The organism is Dyadobacter sp. HNCC25DJ183 (genome assembly GCF_056895175.1).
In genome coordinates this window covers 554,983-571,904 of record NZ_JBXHAP010000002.1, presented here as the reverse complement: position 1 = coordinate 571,904, position 16,922 = coordinate 554,983, and the positions used below count along the sequence as shown (strand labels likewise).

Below are 16,922 nucleotides of genomic sequence, written 5' to 3'. Positions count from 1 at the left end.
TGTCAGAATCGCCATCAATGAAAAATACCGAAGTAGTGGGCAGTAAGTTCATCGTTCAGACTGCCAATGAAAATCACCTCAGTTTCGCCGAAGTAATTTGTGCTGAAATGGAGGAAAGCGCTAAAAAGCGTGGTACCGGTATAGCCAAACGTTCTCCGGTGTACATCATGGAAAAGATGGTGGAAGGTAAAGCGATTATCGCTACTACTGATACGGGCGAATGGGTTGGATTTTGTTATATAGAAACCTGGGAGCACGGAAAGTTTGTAGCTAACTCGGGATTGATCGTACACCCTGATTTCCGCAACAGCGGTATGGCAAAAGCGATCAAGATGAAAGCTTTCGAGCTGTCCCGTAAGAAGTATCCCGACGCCAAAATCATTGGTATAACGACCAGTTTGCCTGTAATGAAAATCAACTCGGACCTGGGTTACGAACCGGTTACATTCAGCGAGCTGCCTGCCGATGATGCATTCTGGAAAGGATGTGCGAGCTGCGTGAACTACGATGTACTTACGCGTACCGGCAGAAAACACTGCCTCTGCACCGGAATGATGTACGATCCGGTTGAAAAAGAGCCTGCTGCTCCCGTGAACAATGGCGTAGTGGTTGAAGAAAAGCATTCCTGGGATTTTCTGAAAGAGTCGAGTCTCTACGAGCGCTGGATGCGCATTAAGCAGCGCATTTTGCTGCGAAGGGAAGAACGTGCTAAAAAGAAAAACGCCGGGGCTGTGCTCGTACATTAGAGTAGCACATTCATTTACAGATTTTATATATCTTTTAAATACCTCGCCCGGCAGCTTTAACAAGCCCGATGCGAGGTATTTTTTTGTTTACTTTGTACCTCTATTCAAGAATCCAGTCAGATTAAGTTCAATATAATGTCACAACCGAAAGTAGTATTAGCATTCAGCGGAGGATTAGATACCTCTTTTTGTGTAAAGTATTTAGCCGAAGACAAAGGCTACGAGGTCCATTCAGTATTGGTGGATACCGGTGGTTTTTCGGACGAAGAACTCAAAACCATTGAGGCAAATGCCTATTCCCTGGGTGTGAAAAAGCACGCGACCATTTCGAAAACCAGTGAGTATTATAATGATTGCATTAAGTACCTCATTTACGGTAACGTTCTGAAAAACAATACCTATCCGCTTTCTGTAAGTGCAGAGCGTGTATTTCAGGCGGTAGCAGTAGCGGAATATGCCAAGGAAATCGGTGCCAATGCGATTGCACACGGAAGTACAGGCGCAGGAAATGATCAGGTTCGTTTCGATATGGCTTTCAGGATTATTATTCCTGACGCAGAAATCATCACGCCGATCCGCGATCTGAAACTTTCGCGTGAAGCTGAAATTGAATATCTGACTAATAAAGGAGTGGGCCGCGAGTGGGCAAAAGCTGCTTATAGTATTAATAAAGGACTTTGGGGAACTTCGGTAGGCGGAAAAGAAACGCTTACTTCTGAAAAATACCTCCCAGAGTCCGCCTGGCCAACCCAAATTTCAAAAACAGAACCTGAGAGCATTACGCTTGAATTTGTAAAGGGAGAATTAAAGGGGGTCGCCGGCGAAAGTTTTGAAAATCCGGTGGAGGCGATTCAGAAGCTTGCAGCAATTGCGCAGTCTTTTGGCATTGGTCGTGATATTCACGTAGGTGACACGATTATCGGTATCAAAGGCCGCGTTGGCTTTGAAGCTGCGGCGCCATTGATCATTATCAAAGCCCACCATACTTTGGAAAAACACGTGCTGAGCGAGCAGCAGCTGTACTGGAAAGAACAATTGTCTAACTGGTACGGAAGCTTGCTGCATAAAGGACAGTTTGTAGAGCCGGTTATGCGGAATATCGAGACTTTCCTGACAGATACGCAATCTCACGTTACCGGCAAAGTGCACGTTTACCTGGCACCTTACCGCTTCCATGTGGAAGGTATTGAATCTCCATTCGACTTAATGTCATCAAAATTCGGCAGCTATGGTGAAATGAACAATGCATGGACCGGCGACGACGTACGCGGCTTCTCGAAAGTAGCCTCGAACCAGGTGATGATTTATCAGAAGGTTAGTGAGTCGACTGAGTAGCTGTTTTGAGTTCCTAAGTTTAGAGTTCATGAGTTTAGAGTTCATGAGTTTAGAGTTTATGAGTCAAGAATCTATGAGTTTGGTTTTTTAAAATTCGTGATTGATACACATGCAGAACTATCAGGAGCTTAAAGTTTGGCAGAAGGCACATAAAATGGTCTTGGATATTTATAAGATCACTGATGGGTTTCCTAAAACTGAAACCTTCGGGCTCGTCTCACAAATTAGAAGATCAGGAATTTCTGTAGCAGCGAATTTGGCTGAGGGTTGTGGTAAGAATAAGACACCTGACATTGCCAACTATTTTCAGATGTCACTTGGATCGTTGCACGAGACAGAATATTACATGCTTTTATCCAAAGATTTGCAATACATAACTTTTCAAACTTTCGAAGAAAAGAACAGTGATTTAAAAGAAATTAAAGCAATGATAGTCTCTTTGATCAAAACGGTCAGATCAGCTAGAAACACAATATCATGAATTCAGATACTCATAAACTCATAAACTCCGAACTTGTAAACTCCATCAATATCGGAATAATAGGCGCGGCGGGCTACACAGGCGGGGAACTGATTCGAATTTTAGTCAACCACCCGAATGTGAATATCGCCTTCGCGCATAGTAAAAGCCAGGCAGGAAAACCGGTACATGCTACGCATACGGATTTGCTGGGAGATACAGACCTGGTATTTTCAGGTGAGGATACGCAGGAACTTTTGAATCAGCCGGAGCTGAATGCCATTTTTCTTTGTTCGGGCCACGGTGAATCGAAGAAATTCCTGGATGCACATGCTCTGTCAGAAACACTGAAAGTGATCGACCTGAGCACCGATTTCCGAAACGAGTCAGAAGGGTTTGTCTACGGTCTACCGGAACTTCAGAGAGGCGCTATAATTGGTGCAAACAGAATTGCAAACCCCGGTTGTTTTGCCACCAGCATTGAACTGGCTATTTTACCACTGGCCAGTGCAGGCTTGATAAAAGATGCAGTGCATGTGAGCGCAATAACCGGCAGCACCGGTGCAGGCCAGGCTTTGAGCGCGACTACGCATTTTACGTGGAGAAACAACAATATGTCTATCTACAAAGCTTTTACGCACCAGCATTTGACCGAAATAAAAATGAGTATCGGCAAGTTGCAGGCGGGCTTTTCGGAAGCTGTCAACTTTGTTCCTTACCGCGGTGATTTTACAAGAGGTATCATGGCAAATGTATATACGCCTTTTGACGGGAGTCTCGAAGAAGCAAATGCGATTTACAAAAGCTATTACGAATCACATCCGTTTACGCACGTCAGCGATGTACCGATAGATTTGAAACAGGTTGTTAATACAAACAAATGCCTTGTCCACCTGGAAGTACACGACGGACAATTGCTGATTTCGAGCATCATTGATAACCTGACCAAAGGTGCGTCCGGACAAGCAGTCCAGAATATGAACATTGCTTTCGGCTTACCTGAAAAAGCGGGATTGAAATTGAAAGCGCCGGCATTTTAGCGCATTTTCTTATTTTTGTAATGGATCAGACGCTTTTATAAGAGCTAGCCTTATGAACGATTTACTTCAAACATTTGATCAGTTGAATGAGCCGCATCGAAGGCTGTTACTCGCTTATGCGGACATACTTTTGATTCAGCAGAAAGTGCGTAAACACGACAGTGACCTATCTGAATGGAAGAAGAAAATCAAGAGTGTGTCTACGTGGAGCGACGATGACATTGCTGTGATTACAGAAAACTCTAAAAGTGTCAACAATTGGAAAATTCCGGAATGGTAATCGACACTTTCATATTCATCGAATTTCTCAGGAAATCTGATAAGTCAAAGACCATTTTGGCGTCGTTACCAAACGACGCTTCTTTATTTGTATCTGCTGTAACTGTTTACGAGTTGATGATGGGAGCTACAAACGATGACAAGAAAAATGACGTCAGAATTCTCCTTGACGGAATTCCCGTTTTACCGTTTAATGAAGAAGTTTCTGTAAATGCCGCCGAAATCTATCACAACCTTCGAAGGCGAAACTTAATGATAGAATTCCGGGATATATTTATAGCAGCTTCTGCCATTACCTTTCATTTGCCTGTTAAAACGTTAAACCAAGGGCATTTTCAGCGAATTGAAAACCTGATACTTGCCTGATCATACTAATCCAGAATGTCACATTTATTTGATGTTTACCCTATTTACGATATAGAGCCTGTAAAGGCGGCGGGGAGTTATTTATGGGATTCGAACGGTACAAAGTACCTGGATCTTTACGGCGGACACGCGGTGATTTCAGTCGGTCACTGCCACCCCGAATATGTTGAAAAGCTTACTACGCAACTGGGTGCAATCAGTTTCTATTCCAATTCTGTAAAAATCTCATTGCAGGAAGAGCTGGCAGAGAAGCTGGGTGAATTGTCCGGCTATCCCGACTACAAACTCTTTCTCTGCAACTCAGGCGCCGAGGCCAATGAGAATGCATTGAAACTTGCGTCTTTTCACAATGGAAGGACGAAAGTGATCTCTTTTACCAAATCATTCCACGGCCGCACAGCCGGAGCAGTGGCCGCTACCGACAACCCTTCGATCGTAGCACCGATCAACTACAAAGAACACGTTACCTTTCTGCCTTTCAACGATGTTCAGGCAGCGAGTGAGGGAATCACGGAAGAAGTTTGCGCCGTAATCGTGGAAGGGATCCAGGGGGTCGGGGGTATCAACGTATGTACTGACGAATTCCTCCAGACACTCAGACGCAAATGCGACGAAACCGGTGCAGTGCTGATTGTCGACAGCGTACAATGCGGGTACGGAAGAACCGGCAAGTTCTTTTCACACCAATTCAGCGGCATTGATCCCGATATCATTTCGATGGCCAAAGGAATGGGCAACGGATTTCCAATCGGAGGTATTCTGATCTCTCCAAAGTTCAAGGCGAGCTATGGACTGCTGGGTACCACATTCGGCGGAAACCACCTGGCGTGCGCAGCCGGGGTTGCTGTGCTCGATATAATGAAAAAAGAAAACCTGATCGAAAACGCAGCTGAAATCGGAGCGTACCTTTTTGAAGGAATCAAGGAAATCGGAGGTTATAAAGAATTAAGAGGACGTGGATTAATGATCGGAATAGAATATGATTTCCCTGTAAAAGACCTGCGCAACAAGCTGCTCTTTGAACATAAGATGTTTACCGGAGTGGCAGGCGCAAATACAATCCGCCTGCTACCTTCGCTTGCATTGGGCAAAGAGGAAGCAGATCTTTTCCTTGAAGCTTTAAAGAAAGAAGTCGCTGTTACAAGCATTTAATATAATCTATCCAAAACCGGCCTTGCCGCAGTATCTAATTTTGTCAGAATACTAAACTGAATGAACCACTTCCTTTCCATTAACGACGTCACAGATCTCAGCCAGCTGATTAGCAGCGGCATTTCCGCCAAACGGAATCCATTCGGGGATATTGAATTGGGGAAAAACAAAACAATCGGATTGTTGTTTTTCAATTCCAGTCTCAGGACAAGGATAAGTACCCAGAAAGCGGCTCAAAATCTTGGCCTGAACGTGATTACCATGAATGTGGGACAAGATGGATGGGGCCTCGAAATGGAGGAGGGTGTGATCATGAATGGAGACAAAGCCGAGCACGTGAAAGAAGCGGCTGCCGTTATCGGAAGTTATTGCGACATTATCGGGATCCGCTCATTCGCAGGTTTGCAGGATCGGGAAAAGGATTACTCGGAGCAGGTGTTCCAGCAGTTTAAGAAATATGCAGAGGTTCCGATCGTGAATCTGGAATCAGCGACACGCCACCCTTTGCAGTCGCTCGCAGATTGCATTACAATCGAAGAATTTAAGATCAAGCAGCGCCCGAAAGTAGTGCTAACCTGGCTTCCCCATTTCAAGGCATTGCCGCAGGCTGTGGCCAATTCTTTTTGTGAATGGATGAATCCGATGGATGTAGAGCTCGTAATCACACACCCGGAAGGTTATGATCTGGCACCCGAATTTGTTGGAAAAGGTCAGGTGATCTACGACCAGAATAAGGCACTGGAAGGTGCAGATTTCGTTTACGGAAAAAACTGGTCGTCTTACCAGCACTACGGACAGGTACTTACCGACGATCCTTCGTGGATGATCACCGAAGCAAAAATGGCGCTGACAGATAATGGTAAGTTCATGCATTGCCTTCCATTGCGCAGGAATATGAAGGTAGCCGATGAGGTACTCGACGGGCCAAGATCTCTCGTAATCGAAGAAGCTGCAAACCGTGAATGGTCGGCGCAGGCTGTACTACGGGAGATTTTACTCGGGATGCAGTGATTAAAACAGAAAACACGAACTTTTAAAACTCCGGAATCATTTTAAACAGATAGTCCGGACTTTGATAAAAACAATAATGCATACTGACACTTTGGCCCAGCCAATTCCTTCTAGTAATAATAAGACCATTGGCAAAACTGGTGTTTTGATCGTCAATCTCGGCACGCCAGACAGCCCGTCGGTGCCGGATGTACGCAAGTACCTCCGCGAATTCCTGATGGATGAGCGGGTCATTGATATTCCTTATATAAACAGGTGGTTTCTGATCAACCTGATCATCGCGCCATTCAGAGCACCTAAATCAGCCAAAGTTTATAAACAACTGTGGCGGCCCGATGGATCTCCATTGAAAATATACGGTTATTCCGTTAAAGAGAAGTTGCAAACTGCATTGGGCAGCGATTACGTGGTGGAGCTGGCAATGCGCTATCAAAGCCCGAGCATTGAAGGTGCATTGAAAAACCTGCGTGAACAGTGCCTTTCTGAAATTATAGTAGTTCCATTTTTCCCACAATACGCTTCTGCGTCGACTGGCTCGGTTTATAAAGAAGTAATGCGTGTAGTGCAGGATTGGGAGGTTTTGCCGGAAATACGTTTTATTAACCGTTTCCTGGATCATCCCAAGTTCATTCAGGCATTTGCCGATTTAGGTAAAAAATACATGGCACAGCGAAACTATGATCATTTCGTATTCAGCTACCACGGTTTACCTGAGCGCCAGATTACCAAAGGCGATGTAACCAACAGCTTTTGCCAGTTTGGCAGCTGCTGCGATAAGCTTGACCATAGAAATCAGCATTGCTACCGGGCGCAGAGTTTTGAAACAACCAGGCTACTTGTAAAAGCAATGGGAATACCGGAAGGAAAATATACGACCTGCTTCCAGTCCCGACTTGGCAAAACGCCCTGGATCAAGCCTTACACAGATGAAGTGATCCCGGAACTAACCAAAAAAGGGGTAAAGAACGTACTTGCATTCTCTCCTTCTTTCGTGGCCGATTGTTTGGAAACAACCATTGAGGTAGGCGAAGAGTACAAAGAGTTGTTTGAGAAAGAAGGCGGACAGCATTGGCAATTGGTTGAAAGTCTCAACGACAGCGATAGCTGGATTGAGACGCTCGAAGACTTAATTACCAATAAAAGAAGTTAATCAGAGGCTTACAGCCTCTTTTTTGTATAGATCCGCCAGTGTATTGACCGCATAATCGATTTCCGCTTCGGTGTTGTATTTGCCGAATGAAAAACGAACATTGGCGCGATCGGGATCGATCTGAAGTTCATTCAATACATGTGAACCAATGTCTGTCCCGCTTGAACATGCGCTGCCGCCTGAAACTGCAATCCCGGCAATATCCAGATTAAACAGCAACATATCGCTGATATCGGAGGGTGGCAAGCTTACACTCAGTACAGTGTACAAGCTGTTACCAAGATCAGCAGAGTTTCCATTGAACGATACGCCATCGATTTTACTTCTCAGGTTCTCGATCATTCTTGATTTCAAACCTTCAATATGCTGACGGTGCGCGTCCATATCGCGATAAGCAATTTCCAATGCTTTCGCCAGACCTACAATACCGTAAATGTTCTCGGTACCGCCGCGCATATTACGCTCCTGTGCGCCTCCGTGGACAAACGGTGCGATTTTAATGCCCGGACGTACATACAAAAACCCTACTCCTTTCGGACCATTGAATTTATGCGCCGCACCGACAATGAAGTTGGCTTTTAATTTTTGTAGATCATGCGGGAAGTGACCCATTGTTTGTACGGTGTCACTGTGGAAAACTGCATTGTATTTCTCGCAGATATCTCCTGTTGCTTCCAGATCCAGTAAGTTCCCGATCTCATTGTTGCCGTGCATTAATGAAACAAGCGAACGGCTGTTGGTAGCGAGCAGCGTTTCCAGATGTTCCAGATCCACTTCGCCTTTTTCATTCAGATTGACATAGCTCAGCTTGATCGTGCCAGCTTTGCTCAGGTGTTCGAGGGTATGTAAAACAGCATGGTGCTCGATCCGGGAAGTAACCGCGTGTTTCAGGCCCAGTGTTTCTATGCTGCCGCGGATCGCTGTATTATCCGCTTCTGTTCCGCCGGAAGTAAAAAATATTTCAGCCGGAGCTGCATTCAGGATACCCGCTATGCTTTTTCGTGCACGCTCTATTGATGAGCGAACAGCTCTTCCGTATGAATGAATGGAAGAGGGGTTACCAAACTGCTCCGTCATTAATGGAAGCATCACTTCCAATACTTCCGGGTCAAGCTGGGTAGTAGCGGCGTTATCCAGATAAGCTTTCATATTACTCTTGTTATTACTTCTGACTCATTGTTTCGGCTCGGAAATAATTTCCTTGATATCCGAAATGATCTTGTTTGCCAGGTTAATCGCCGTAGTCTGCGTTTCCGACTCGGAATAGATCCTGATTATGGGTTCGGTGTTTGACTTTCTTAAATGAACCCATTCTTTATTGAATTCGATCCGTACGCCGTCAATTGTGTTAAGCGGCTGCTTGGAATAGCGGTTCTGAATGCGGCTTAGAATATTATCAACATCAATGTCCGCCGTCAACTCAATCTTATTTTTTGAAATATAGTAATTCGGGTAAGACCTGCGCAGCACTGATGCAGTTTTGCCGAATTTGGCCAAATGCGTCAGGAACAGGGCGATACCAACCAGCGCGTCGCGACCGTAGTGGCTCTCCGGATAAATCACCCCTCCATTTCCTTCCCCACCGATGATCGCATGGTTGGCTTTCATCATATTGACCACATTCACTTCTCCTACTGCAGAAGCAAAATATTCGCCGCCAGCTTTGACAGTCACGTCGCGCAATGCAGCTGTGGAGGATAAATTGGAAACGGTGTTACCGGGTGTATTTTTCAACACATAATCAGCGACAGCTACCAGGGTATATTCTTCGCCGAACGGAGTGCCGTCTTCGCACATGAGCGCCAGCCTGTCCACATCCGGGTCAACTACTATTCCCAGGTTGTATGCACCATCGTTGAGCTCTTTGCTGATTTCACGCAAATGTTCCGGCAGCGGCTCGGGATTATGGGCAAAGTTGCCCGTCGGCTCGCAGTTGAGTTTTTTGATGTTCTTGGGATCAACTCCCAGCGCTTCCAAAAGCATCGGAACAACGATCCCGCCGGTAGAGTTAACCGCATCCACCACGATCTTGAAATTCGCATTCCTGATCGCTTCCACATCTACCAATGACAATGCAAGTACCTGATCAATATGCTTTTGCAGATAAGTATCGTCTGACTCGTAGCTGCCCAGCTTTTTCACATCGACAAATGCAAAATCTTCCTGCTCGGCAATGCGCAAAACCTCTGCTCCTTCCGCTTCGGATATAAATTCTCCGTCGTGGTTCAACAGCTTCAATGCATTCCATTGAATGGGATTATGGCTGGCTGTCAGAATGATTCCACCTGCCGCATTTTCATTGGTAACAGCAATCTCGACAGTTGGCGTAGTAGAAAGGCCCAGGTCCACAACATGAAGACCTACTCCCTGCAATGTACCTGCCACAAGCCGACTAACCATTTCACCGGAAAGTCGCGCATCCCTGCCAATAATAACTTTTGAATTCTGTGGATCCGATCGCCTCAGCCAGGTTCCGTATGCAGCTGCAAATTTCACTACATCAATCGGAGTCAGTGCCTCCCCGGATTTTCCACCCACAATACCTCTGATTCCGGAGATAGATTTAATTAACGTCACGTTCTGGTGTATCTCTTTTGTTTGCTGTAAAAATACTAAATTTCCCTCTCAGCCCTTAGATTTTTCTACAACTAATAGCGTGTCTGAGTTTCCGGATGCTGACGTATACCCGTAAAAATCGCTTCCATTTGCGTCAGTTCTTTGCCACTTCTCCCATTTTTGTAAAGACCGGATCCATCCATTGCAGCGGCAGCTTTTGTACCGAATTGCTTAGCAATGCACTCCATTGTTTGCCCACATAATCCAGATCGTCCTTCTCAAAACGATGCTCAACAATCTCAAAAGAGTCTTTTGTATACATTACCACATCAATGGGATAATCCACGTCATTGGAGCTGACCCGCGTTGAATCAAAAGATAGGAACCCGATTTTTAATGCATCGTGCATGCTCGAATCGAATTTCAGGCTACGGTACAACAGTGGCTTTCCATAACCCGAATTTCCGATAATAATAAAAGGAGAACCGTCGCCCACTTCCACCCAATTGCCTTCGGGATACAGGAGAAAAAGTTTATGCTCGGAGTCATTTTCGAGCTGGCCGCCGATAATGGCGAAGAGATTAAAAGATAACCCGGCCGCATTCAGAGCCGACCGGTCCTCGTCCGCAACGCGCCTGACCTGCTCCCCCAATGCATTTACCGCCTTGTAGAGCTTGTTGAACGAAGAGTCACGTTCTTCCAGCACTTCCTTGAAATAGGTGATCGCTTTGTCACGGACAGACCGAAGGCCCGATGTCATCACGAATATCGAATGCTTGCTGGATTGGTAAACGGAAACTTTCTTGTTGGTGGAAACCTCCGTTCCGGATGTAAGGCGCGTATCAGCAATGGCGACCAGGCCGGATGCTACTTTGATACCAAGGCAATATGTCATGTCTTTGCGGCTCTCTCTGATAAAAAGTGGGTCGCTAAGTTATGAAAGTTTTGCACTCAGTTCATCCACTGGGTTTTAAATTGACCGAAGCTCTGGCCCATCGTTTGGCTTTGTGACTGACTTTGTGACTGCCCCTTATCCAGTCCGAAATACATATCAAAAATAGCGCTGTCGATCTCGTTATTTTTGGTCTGAAATGTATCCAGGTACTCGTGCAGGCCGGTTTTGAAAATCTCCTCCACATCTGTGAATTCCAGCTCTGCGCGGATTTTACTTAATGCACGCTCAGCGGGATTGGTGTGGCCTCTTTCCGGAATGGAGCCCGCAATCGCATAAAGCGAAAGCTCCGCCTGGCGCACGCAGTAGGCGATAGACCGGGGAAATAGCTTATCAAGGATCAGAAAAGCTACAATGTTCATGGAAGTAAGCGCACGGTGCGTCTGACGGTACATATTGTAAGCACTTACCGATTTCAGCACCGCAGTCCAGAGCATCAGGTCGAGTGTGGAACCCGAAGTTCCGGAGTCCTGCTGCAGGGTAAAGTACTTCACATCAAGAAACCGCGAGCATTTGTCGCCGCGCTCAATGTGACGACCAAGGCGCCCAAAATGCCAGGCCTCATTCCGCGTAATGGAAGTATCCACCACGCCGTGGAACAGCTGGCAGCTTTTGCGGATATCCGTGAAATAGGATTGCATATGGTCCATATTCCGAAAATGGTCCGGCGATGTTTCACGAATAGACAGGTAAAATGTATTGATACTCTCCCACATTTCCTTTGATATCGTCTCGCGGATCGTACGTGCATTCTCGCGGGCTTCGTACAGACAGCTGATAATGGAGTTGGGATTGCGCTTGTCGAAAGTCATGAAGTGGATTACATCCTCTTTCGTAGGCTTATCGTAGTATTTATAAAAAAGGTAATGGTCGGCAGTTGCGATCAGGAGCGGCTCCCATTGTTCATCTACATCGGGCGGCAAATCCAGGGCGAGATTGAAGTTAACTCCTACAAAGCGTGCATAATTTTCAACCCGCTCCATATAACGGTTCATCCAGTAAATTGAATTCGCAACTCGGCTTAGCATAAATGGTAAGTATTGTCTCTAAAATTGATAATCAGAATATTCGTTAAGCAGTTCTACCAAAATACCTAATAAAATTTTGCATATACAAGATTATGCGAAAAGTAATAAAGTATCACGAAAGATTCTCATTTTGTAAAAATGCAAGCACTGACTTGGAATATTCCCGAAACATTTAAATTTTGTAAAATATCATATCATAACCTAAAACCGGAGTAAACGTGTCGAAAAAAGAACAGTTAACTGCTGCAATCCAGAAATCATACCAGACTGACAAACCTGTTATCCACCTGGGCTCTGCCATTCTGGACGGTGAGATCATCAGTGAGGCCAAGGTAAGTCTCCCGCTGCGTATGATGAACCGCCACGGGCTGGTCGCAGGAGCTACCGGATCCGGTAAAACACGCACATTACAGGTCTTCGCCGAACAGCTCTCAGCAGCAGGCGTACCCGTTTTTATGTCAGATATCAAAGGTGATCTTTCAGGAATAGCCCAGCCGGGAAAGTCCAATGCAGCACTTGAAGAACGTTCGCAAGTCCTTGGCAATGTGTTTACACCAAAAGGTTATCCGGTTGAACTATATTCCCTGAGCGGTAAAAAAGGCGCACAAATGCGAGCTACCATTCTCGAATTCGGGCCAATTTTATTATCCAAAATATTCGAACTGAACGATACGCAATCCGGCGTGCTGGCTATCCTTTTCAAATATGCCGACGACAAGGATCTCCCAATGGTCGATCTGAATGATTTAAAGAAAGTCCTCAATTATTTATCGGAAGGGCCGGGTGCCGCGGAGATCAAAGGTGACTATGGAAGCATTTCCAGCTCTACTGCCGGCACTATTCTCCGTAAGATCGTTGCACTGGAGCAGCAGGGCGTTGGCAGTATTTTTGGTGAAAGATCATTCGATATCAGCGACCTCATTGATCGCGTAGACGGACAGGGAATTATCAGCCTGCTTAATATCTCCGACGTGCAGGATAAGCCGGCATTGTTCTCCACATTCATGCTGAGCCTTTTGGCTGAACTTTACCAGAAGCTGCCCGAAGCAGGAGACCTCGACAAACCGAAGCTCGTGTTTTTCCTCGATGAAGCGCATTTACTGTTCAAAGATGCACCAAAGGCATTTCTCGACCAGATAGAGCAGGTGATCAGGCTGATACGCTCCAAAGGCGTGGGTGTATTCTTTTGTACGCAAATGGCGCAGGATGTTCCGGTTTCGGTATTATCTCAGCTTGGTAATCGTGTTCAGCACGTGTTGCGAGCATTCACGCCGCAGGATGCAGATGCATTGAAACAAACCGTAAAAACATATCCCAAGTCAAGCTTTTACGAGATTGACCAGGTACTTACAACGCTTGGGATCGGACAGGCATTGATCACGGTTTTGAATGAAAAAGGTATCCCGACCGAGGTAGCTGCAACGCACCTGCTTCCGCCCACTTCGGTAATGGGACCAATGGTACAGGCGGATTACGACCAGCACGTGCAGCAATCCAGTCTTTACCAGAAATACAAAGATCCTTTGGATCCGGAAAGTGCTTATGAAATGCTGACAAAGCGGATGGAAGCACACGCCAAAGCAGAAGAAGAGACCAAACAGGAAGTAACCGAGGTCAAAAAACAGAAGGAGGAAAAAGGAATGCTTTCCGAAGCACTGAATTCTCCTTTGGCAAAGCAAATCGGCCGGGAGGTTGTCAGAGGCGTTTTTGGAATGTTATTTGGTAAAACGACTCGGTCACGTACCACGAAGAAAAGCGGCGGATTTTTCGGGTTCTAAATTACTTTTTGACTTTCCAGCCCACCACGCAACGATGCCCGGCTAGTTGATCCATATTATTCTGGACATCTAGCCGGGTTTTTGCATTATCCAATGCATCCCGGTAAATCCCGCGAAGCTCTTTACGCTTGATTGCTTCCAGAAAGCGCCGTGCATCTTCTTCATTTTCCAAAAGCAGCTCGGGAACGGGAGTTGGTTTATCATCCTCCCCTTTGGCCACCATCGTCACATACGAGGTATTGGTGTGCCTGACCGTACGGTTCCTCACATTCTCAGCAATGACGCGTATACCGATCACCAGCGAAGTCCGTCCCACGTAATTGACAGATGCGTGCAGCGACACAAGATCGCCAACTTCGACGGGCTGCAAAAAGTCAACTCCGTCCACGGACACTGTCACACAATAGGTACCTGCATGCCGGGATGCGCACGCGTACGCCACTTTGTCGATGAGCGATAATAGGATCCCGCCGTGGATCTTACCACCAAAGTTGGCATAAGCCGGGATCATCAATTCTGTCAGAGTGGTTTGTGAAAATCTCACCGAGCGCGGTTCCATATATAATCTGCTTATTTCAAAAATATCGTTTTTCCAGTCTTAGCAGCTTCTTCGGCTGTTTCAAGAATCTCAACCACTGTCACATTCACTGGCAATCCGTACATATCATTTTGTTCCAATGTAAGTTTACCGGTTACTACATCTGCCAGCACAGAAAACGGGTCTGTAAAAGGAGCTGGGCGCGGATCGAGCTTGATTGTTTCTTCCGGCGTCTTTTCCTGTAAACGCTGCCGCACTACCGTCGGATTTACAGCCACTGCATAGCCTTTATTTCCAAAAACTTCCATGTCTTTGCGCGCAAACGACCAGTTCCACGAACCCTGAATAATGCATTGCGCCTTGGGATATTGCAGAATAATGGAGGCTTCATCGTCAACATTCTTGTAAATCTCGGGCTTGTTCTGGTGAGTTACGGCGGTAACCGAAACAGGTCGCTGGCCTTTCAGGAGCCAGGTCATCAGATTGGCGCCATAGCAGCCGAAGTCCACCAATGCCCCCGCGCCGTTTTTCGCAGGATCGGTAAGTATCTCTAAAAACTCTTTGCTTACACCGATTTCTTTCGGCCCCTGGTGCCCGTCGTTAACCATTACTTTCCTGATCTCGCCCAGCTTGCCTTGTTCCACCAGCTCTTTCACATATTGATTGCTTGCATACCAGGAAGTTTCAAAATTGGTCAGCACCTGAATGTTGTTCTTCTCTGCGAGCCGCTGGATTTCTTTGGCGTCGGCAAATGTAGTAGCCAGGGGTTTTTCAACCATCACGTGGATCTTCCTCGGCGCACAGGCTTTGACAACCATAATATGCTCACTGATTGCCCCGAATGCAGATACTGCCTGTGGCTTTGTTTCATCCAGCATTTTGTTGAGGTCGGAGTAGAAGAGCTTCTTATCGAGTTTATATCGCTCAGAAAACTCCTTCACCAGCTCCGGATTTGTTTCATAAATGCCGACCAGCTCAATATCGGTTTTATTAGCTCTGTTGAAAACCCAGCCCACGTGTCCGTGTGTAAGTCCGGCTACCGCCAGCTTCACCGGCGATTGTGCAATTGTTTGTACGCTGATCATACCTAAAATCAACAGGAGAAATGCTTTCATAGTCAAGGTGTTTAAGACATTTTATCAATAATATCTTTAATTACTTCCTGCAAATAGGCTCCATTGTATGGACCGTACCAGCTCATTGTTTTGGTTTCATACAAATCCCTATCGAAGTACTTATCGTGGGTAATATAGCCAATATAACCGCCATTAAAGCTGGTAACAAGCAGGTTAAGCCCCTTTGACTTCGCATATGCATCCAATTCCGCGACCAGCTCACCCGAAAAATCGCAGGGCATTCCCACCATCAGCATATTGCCGACGCGCAGTGCTTTTACAAAAACCGGATACTCACCAAATGCTTTCTTAAAAGCCCAGGATCTTAAAACCAAACCCATTGTTAACCGCGGACTAGGATCACGGAGTGGCAAAGGGAGGGTTAACGAGCGGATCACATTTTCTTTGCTGGGTTCCTTCGAAGTAGCTGGTGATAACAATGCATTCTGTACACCAAACGCCTGATTTTTAACCTCATCAAAATCATCGGTTCCTTTCTCGATCGGAGCCATACTGCCTACTGCGCCTGCCATATACATGGCGAAGTTATATCTTCCGTTTTCCAGCGAGTCAACCAACATACCGGGATAGTCGCGGGAAAGGATGATCGTTTTGGAATTTAAAACCGTGGAATGCGCGCCAAAAGAGCTCAGAATAGCTTTTTTGCCTGTTTTGGTCACAAACGCCGCTGAGCGGATTTCAGGATCCACCCCGCCTTCCTCCCCTACCAGGCGATTTCTGATATCCAGTGTGTCCACAGATTCGAGGTAAGTCAGTGCAACGGGTTCCACATTGGCTTTTGCTTGCGTAATGGCGGTATAAAATGCGTCTGCAAGCCGGTCCACAATAGCGGGATCGTATTTTCCGGAGAAAAACAAGGAAGAAACGCCGGTACCCCAGCCGCCTACACTGTTATGAGTATGCGTAGCCCCGAAGTAAACCTGATCAAATGGAATCTCTTTTTCTGTCAGCCTGGCTTGCAGGATTTTAGTGACCGTCGGCGGAATGATAAGCAGGTCAGCGGAGACGATCGCCGCTTTTGTTTTTCCATTATCAATTACAATGGCGCGTACATATACGGAGTCGTGAACAGCAGTGTATAAACGGCCTTTTCTGTTACCATAGCCGGCAGTCGGTGTGGGAGAAGCGGGCGTAATATTGACTTTCGCCCAGCCTGCCTTCAATTCGCCGGGAGAATCCGGTTTGATGGGTTCAACCTTCCCTATTATTTCCTTCCATTGCCTGTAATAAGGCATTTCCTTGTAGGGCGTTTTGTCCATTGTCGTGACAAGCACCGCCAGGATCAATATCAAAATCAAAACGATTGAACCGATGATCCGCAGCAGAATCCTAAGAAATCTCATGGAAGGGCATTTTTGAAGATTTAAACCGACCAAATATAAAAGGAAAACACCC

17 protein-coding genes are annotated in these 16,922 nt (G+C 46.1%); 10 read left to right on the top strand and 7 right to left on the bottom strand.

Going from position 1 to position 16,922, the window contains the following annotated elements; translation table 11 throughout:
- Positions 1-17: 17 nt before the first annotated feature.
- The 9 genes from AC1XTG_RS06460 to hemH all read left to right on the top strand — a co-directional run bounded on the left by AC1XTG_RS06460 (position 18) and on the right by hemH (position 7,539).
- Positions 18-746 carry a GNAT family N-acetyltransferase gene (locus AC1XTG_RS06460; RefSeq protein WP_056280227.1) on the top strand — a complete coding sequence of 243 codons (729 nt, stop codon included), beginning with the start codon at positions 18-20 and terminating at the stop codon, positions 744-746.
- Positions 747-881: 135 nt separating this feature from the next.
- A complete protein-coding gene (gene argG, locus AC1XTG_RS06455) occupies positions 882-2,081 on the top strand; it encodes an argininosuccinate synthase (protein WP_484841389.1) in 1,200 nt (399 codons plus the stop codon).
- 109 nt (positions 2,082-2,190) lie between these two features.
- A complete protein-coding gene (locus tag AC1XTG_RS06450; RefSeq protein WP_484841388.1) occupies positions 2,191-2,562 on the top strand; it encodes a four helix bundle protein in 372 nt (123 codons plus the stop codon).
- The gene (gene argC / locus AC1XTG_RS06445) at positions 2,559-3,581 is read left to right on the top strand and encodes an N-acetyl-gamma-glutamyl-phosphate reductase (protein ID WP_484841387.1); all 1,023 of its coding nucleotides are present in this window, start codon (positions 2,559-2,561) and stop codon (positions 3,579-3,581) included. The genes AC1XTG_RS06450 and argC overlap by 4 nt, the downstream gene beginning before the upstream one ends.
- A gap of 52 nt (positions 3,582-3,633) precedes the next feature.
- Positions 3,634-3,861 carry a hypothetical protein gene (locus AC1XTG_RS06440; protein WP_056280215.1) on the top strand — a complete coding sequence of 76 codons (228 nt, stop codon included), beginning with the start codon at positions 3,634-3,636 and terminating at the stop codon, positions 3,859-3,861.
- Positions 3,840-4,226, top strand: coding sequence for a type II toxin-antitoxin system VapC family toxin (locus AC1XTG_RS06435; protein ID WP_484841386.1), 387 nt, complete (start codon positions 3,840-3,842; stop codon positions 4,224-4,226). The genes AC1XTG_RS06440 and AC1XTG_RS06435 overlap by 22 nt, the downstream gene beginning before the upstream one ends.
- Positions 4,227-4,241: 15 nt before the next feature.
- The gene (locus AC1XTG_RS06430; protein ID WP_056280213.1) at positions 4,242-5,378 is read left to right on the top strand and encodes an aspartate aminotransferase family protein; all 1,137 of its coding nucleotides are present in this window, start codon (positions 4,242-4,244) and stop codon (positions 5,376-5,378) included.
- A 60-nt stretch (positions 5,379-5,438) separates the two neighbouring features.
- The gene (locus AC1XTG_RS06425) at positions 5,439-6,389 is read left to right on the top strand and encodes an N-acetylornithine carbamoyltransferase (RefSeq protein WP_056280210.1); all 951 of its coding nucleotides are present in this window, start codon (positions 5,439-5,441) and stop codon (positions 6,387-6,389) included.
- 76 nt (positions 6,390-6,465) lie between these two features.
- A complete protein-coding gene (gene hemH / locus AC1XTG_RS06420) occupies positions 6,466-7,539 on the top strand; it encodes a ferrochelatase (RefSeq protein WP_056280207.1) in 1,074 nt (357 codons plus the stop codon).
- Here hemH and AC1XTG_RS06415 read toward each other — a convergent pair whose 3' ends face one another.
- The 4 genes from AC1XTG_RS06415 to AC1XTG_RS06400 form a co-directional block, all read right to left on the bottom strand.
- The gene (locus AC1XTG_RS06415; protein ID WP_056280203.1) at positions 7,540-8,688 is read right to left on the bottom strand and encodes a cysteine desulfurase family protein; all 1,149 of its coding nucleotides are present in this window, start codon (positions 8,686-8,688) and stop codon (positions 7,540-7,542) included.
- Positions 8,689-8,712: 24 nt separating this feature from the next.
- The gene (gene glmM / locus AC1XTG_RS06410) at positions 8,713-10,116 is read right to left on the bottom strand and encodes a phosphoglucosamine mutase (protein WP_484841385.1); all 1,404 of its coding nucleotides are present in this window, start codon (positions 10,114-10,116) and stop codon (positions 8,713-8,715) included.
- A gap of 133 nt (positions 10,117-10,249) precedes the next feature.
- Positions 10,250-10,990, bottom strand: a complete 741-nt coding sequence (locus AC1XTG_RS06405; RefSeq protein WP_056280197.1) for a proteasome-type protease — start codon at positions 10,988-10,990, stop codon at positions 10,250-10,252.
- 56 nt (positions 10,991-11,046) lie between these two features.
- Positions 11,047-12,075, bottom strand: coding sequence for an alpha-E domain-containing protein (locus AC1XTG_RS06400; protein ID WP_056280193.1), 1,029 nt, complete (start codon positions 12,073-12,075; stop codon positions 11,047-11,049).
- 218 nt (positions 12,076-12,293) lie between these two features.
- Here AC1XTG_RS06400 and AC1XTG_RS06395 point away from each other — a divergent pair, with 218 nt between their 5' ends.
- The gene (locus AC1XTG_RS06395; protein ID WP_484841384.1) at positions 12,294-13,853 is read left to right on the top strand and encodes a helicase HerA-like domain-containing protein; all 1,560 of its coding nucleotides are present in this window, start codon (positions 12,294-12,296) and stop codon (positions 13,851-13,853) included.
- 1 nt (position 13,854) lies between these two features.
- On the opposite strand, the gene AC1XTG_RS06390 is transcribed toward AC1XTG_RS06395, so the two are convergent.
- Genes AC1XTG_RS06390 through AC1XTG_RS06380 form a run of 3 tightly spaced genes read right to left on the bottom strand, consistent with a single transcriptional unit; the run spans position 13,855 to position 16,870 of the window.
- On the bottom strand, positions 13,855-14,412 hold the full coding sequence (locus AC1XTG_RS06390) for an acyl-CoA thioesterase (RefSeq protein ID WP_484841383.1): 558 nt from the start codon (positions 14,410-14,412) through the stop codon (positions 13,855-13,857).
- 11 nt (positions 14,413-14,423) lie between these two features.
- Complete coding sequence (locus AC1XTG_RS06385) at positions 14,424-15,506, bottom strand: Gfo/Idh/MocA family protein (RefSeq protein WP_484841382.1); 1,083 nt, start codon at positions 15,504-15,506, stop codon at positions 14,424-14,426.
- An 11-nt stretch (positions 15,507-15,517) separates the two neighbouring features.
- Positions 15,518-16,870, bottom strand: a complete 1,353-nt coding sequence (locus AC1XTG_RS06380; RefSeq protein WP_056280182.1) for a neutral/alkaline non-lysosomal ceramidase N-terminal domain-containing protein — start codon at positions 16,868-16,870, stop codon at positions 15,518-15,520.
- Between the last annotated feature and the right edge of the window lie 52 nt (positions 16,871-16,922).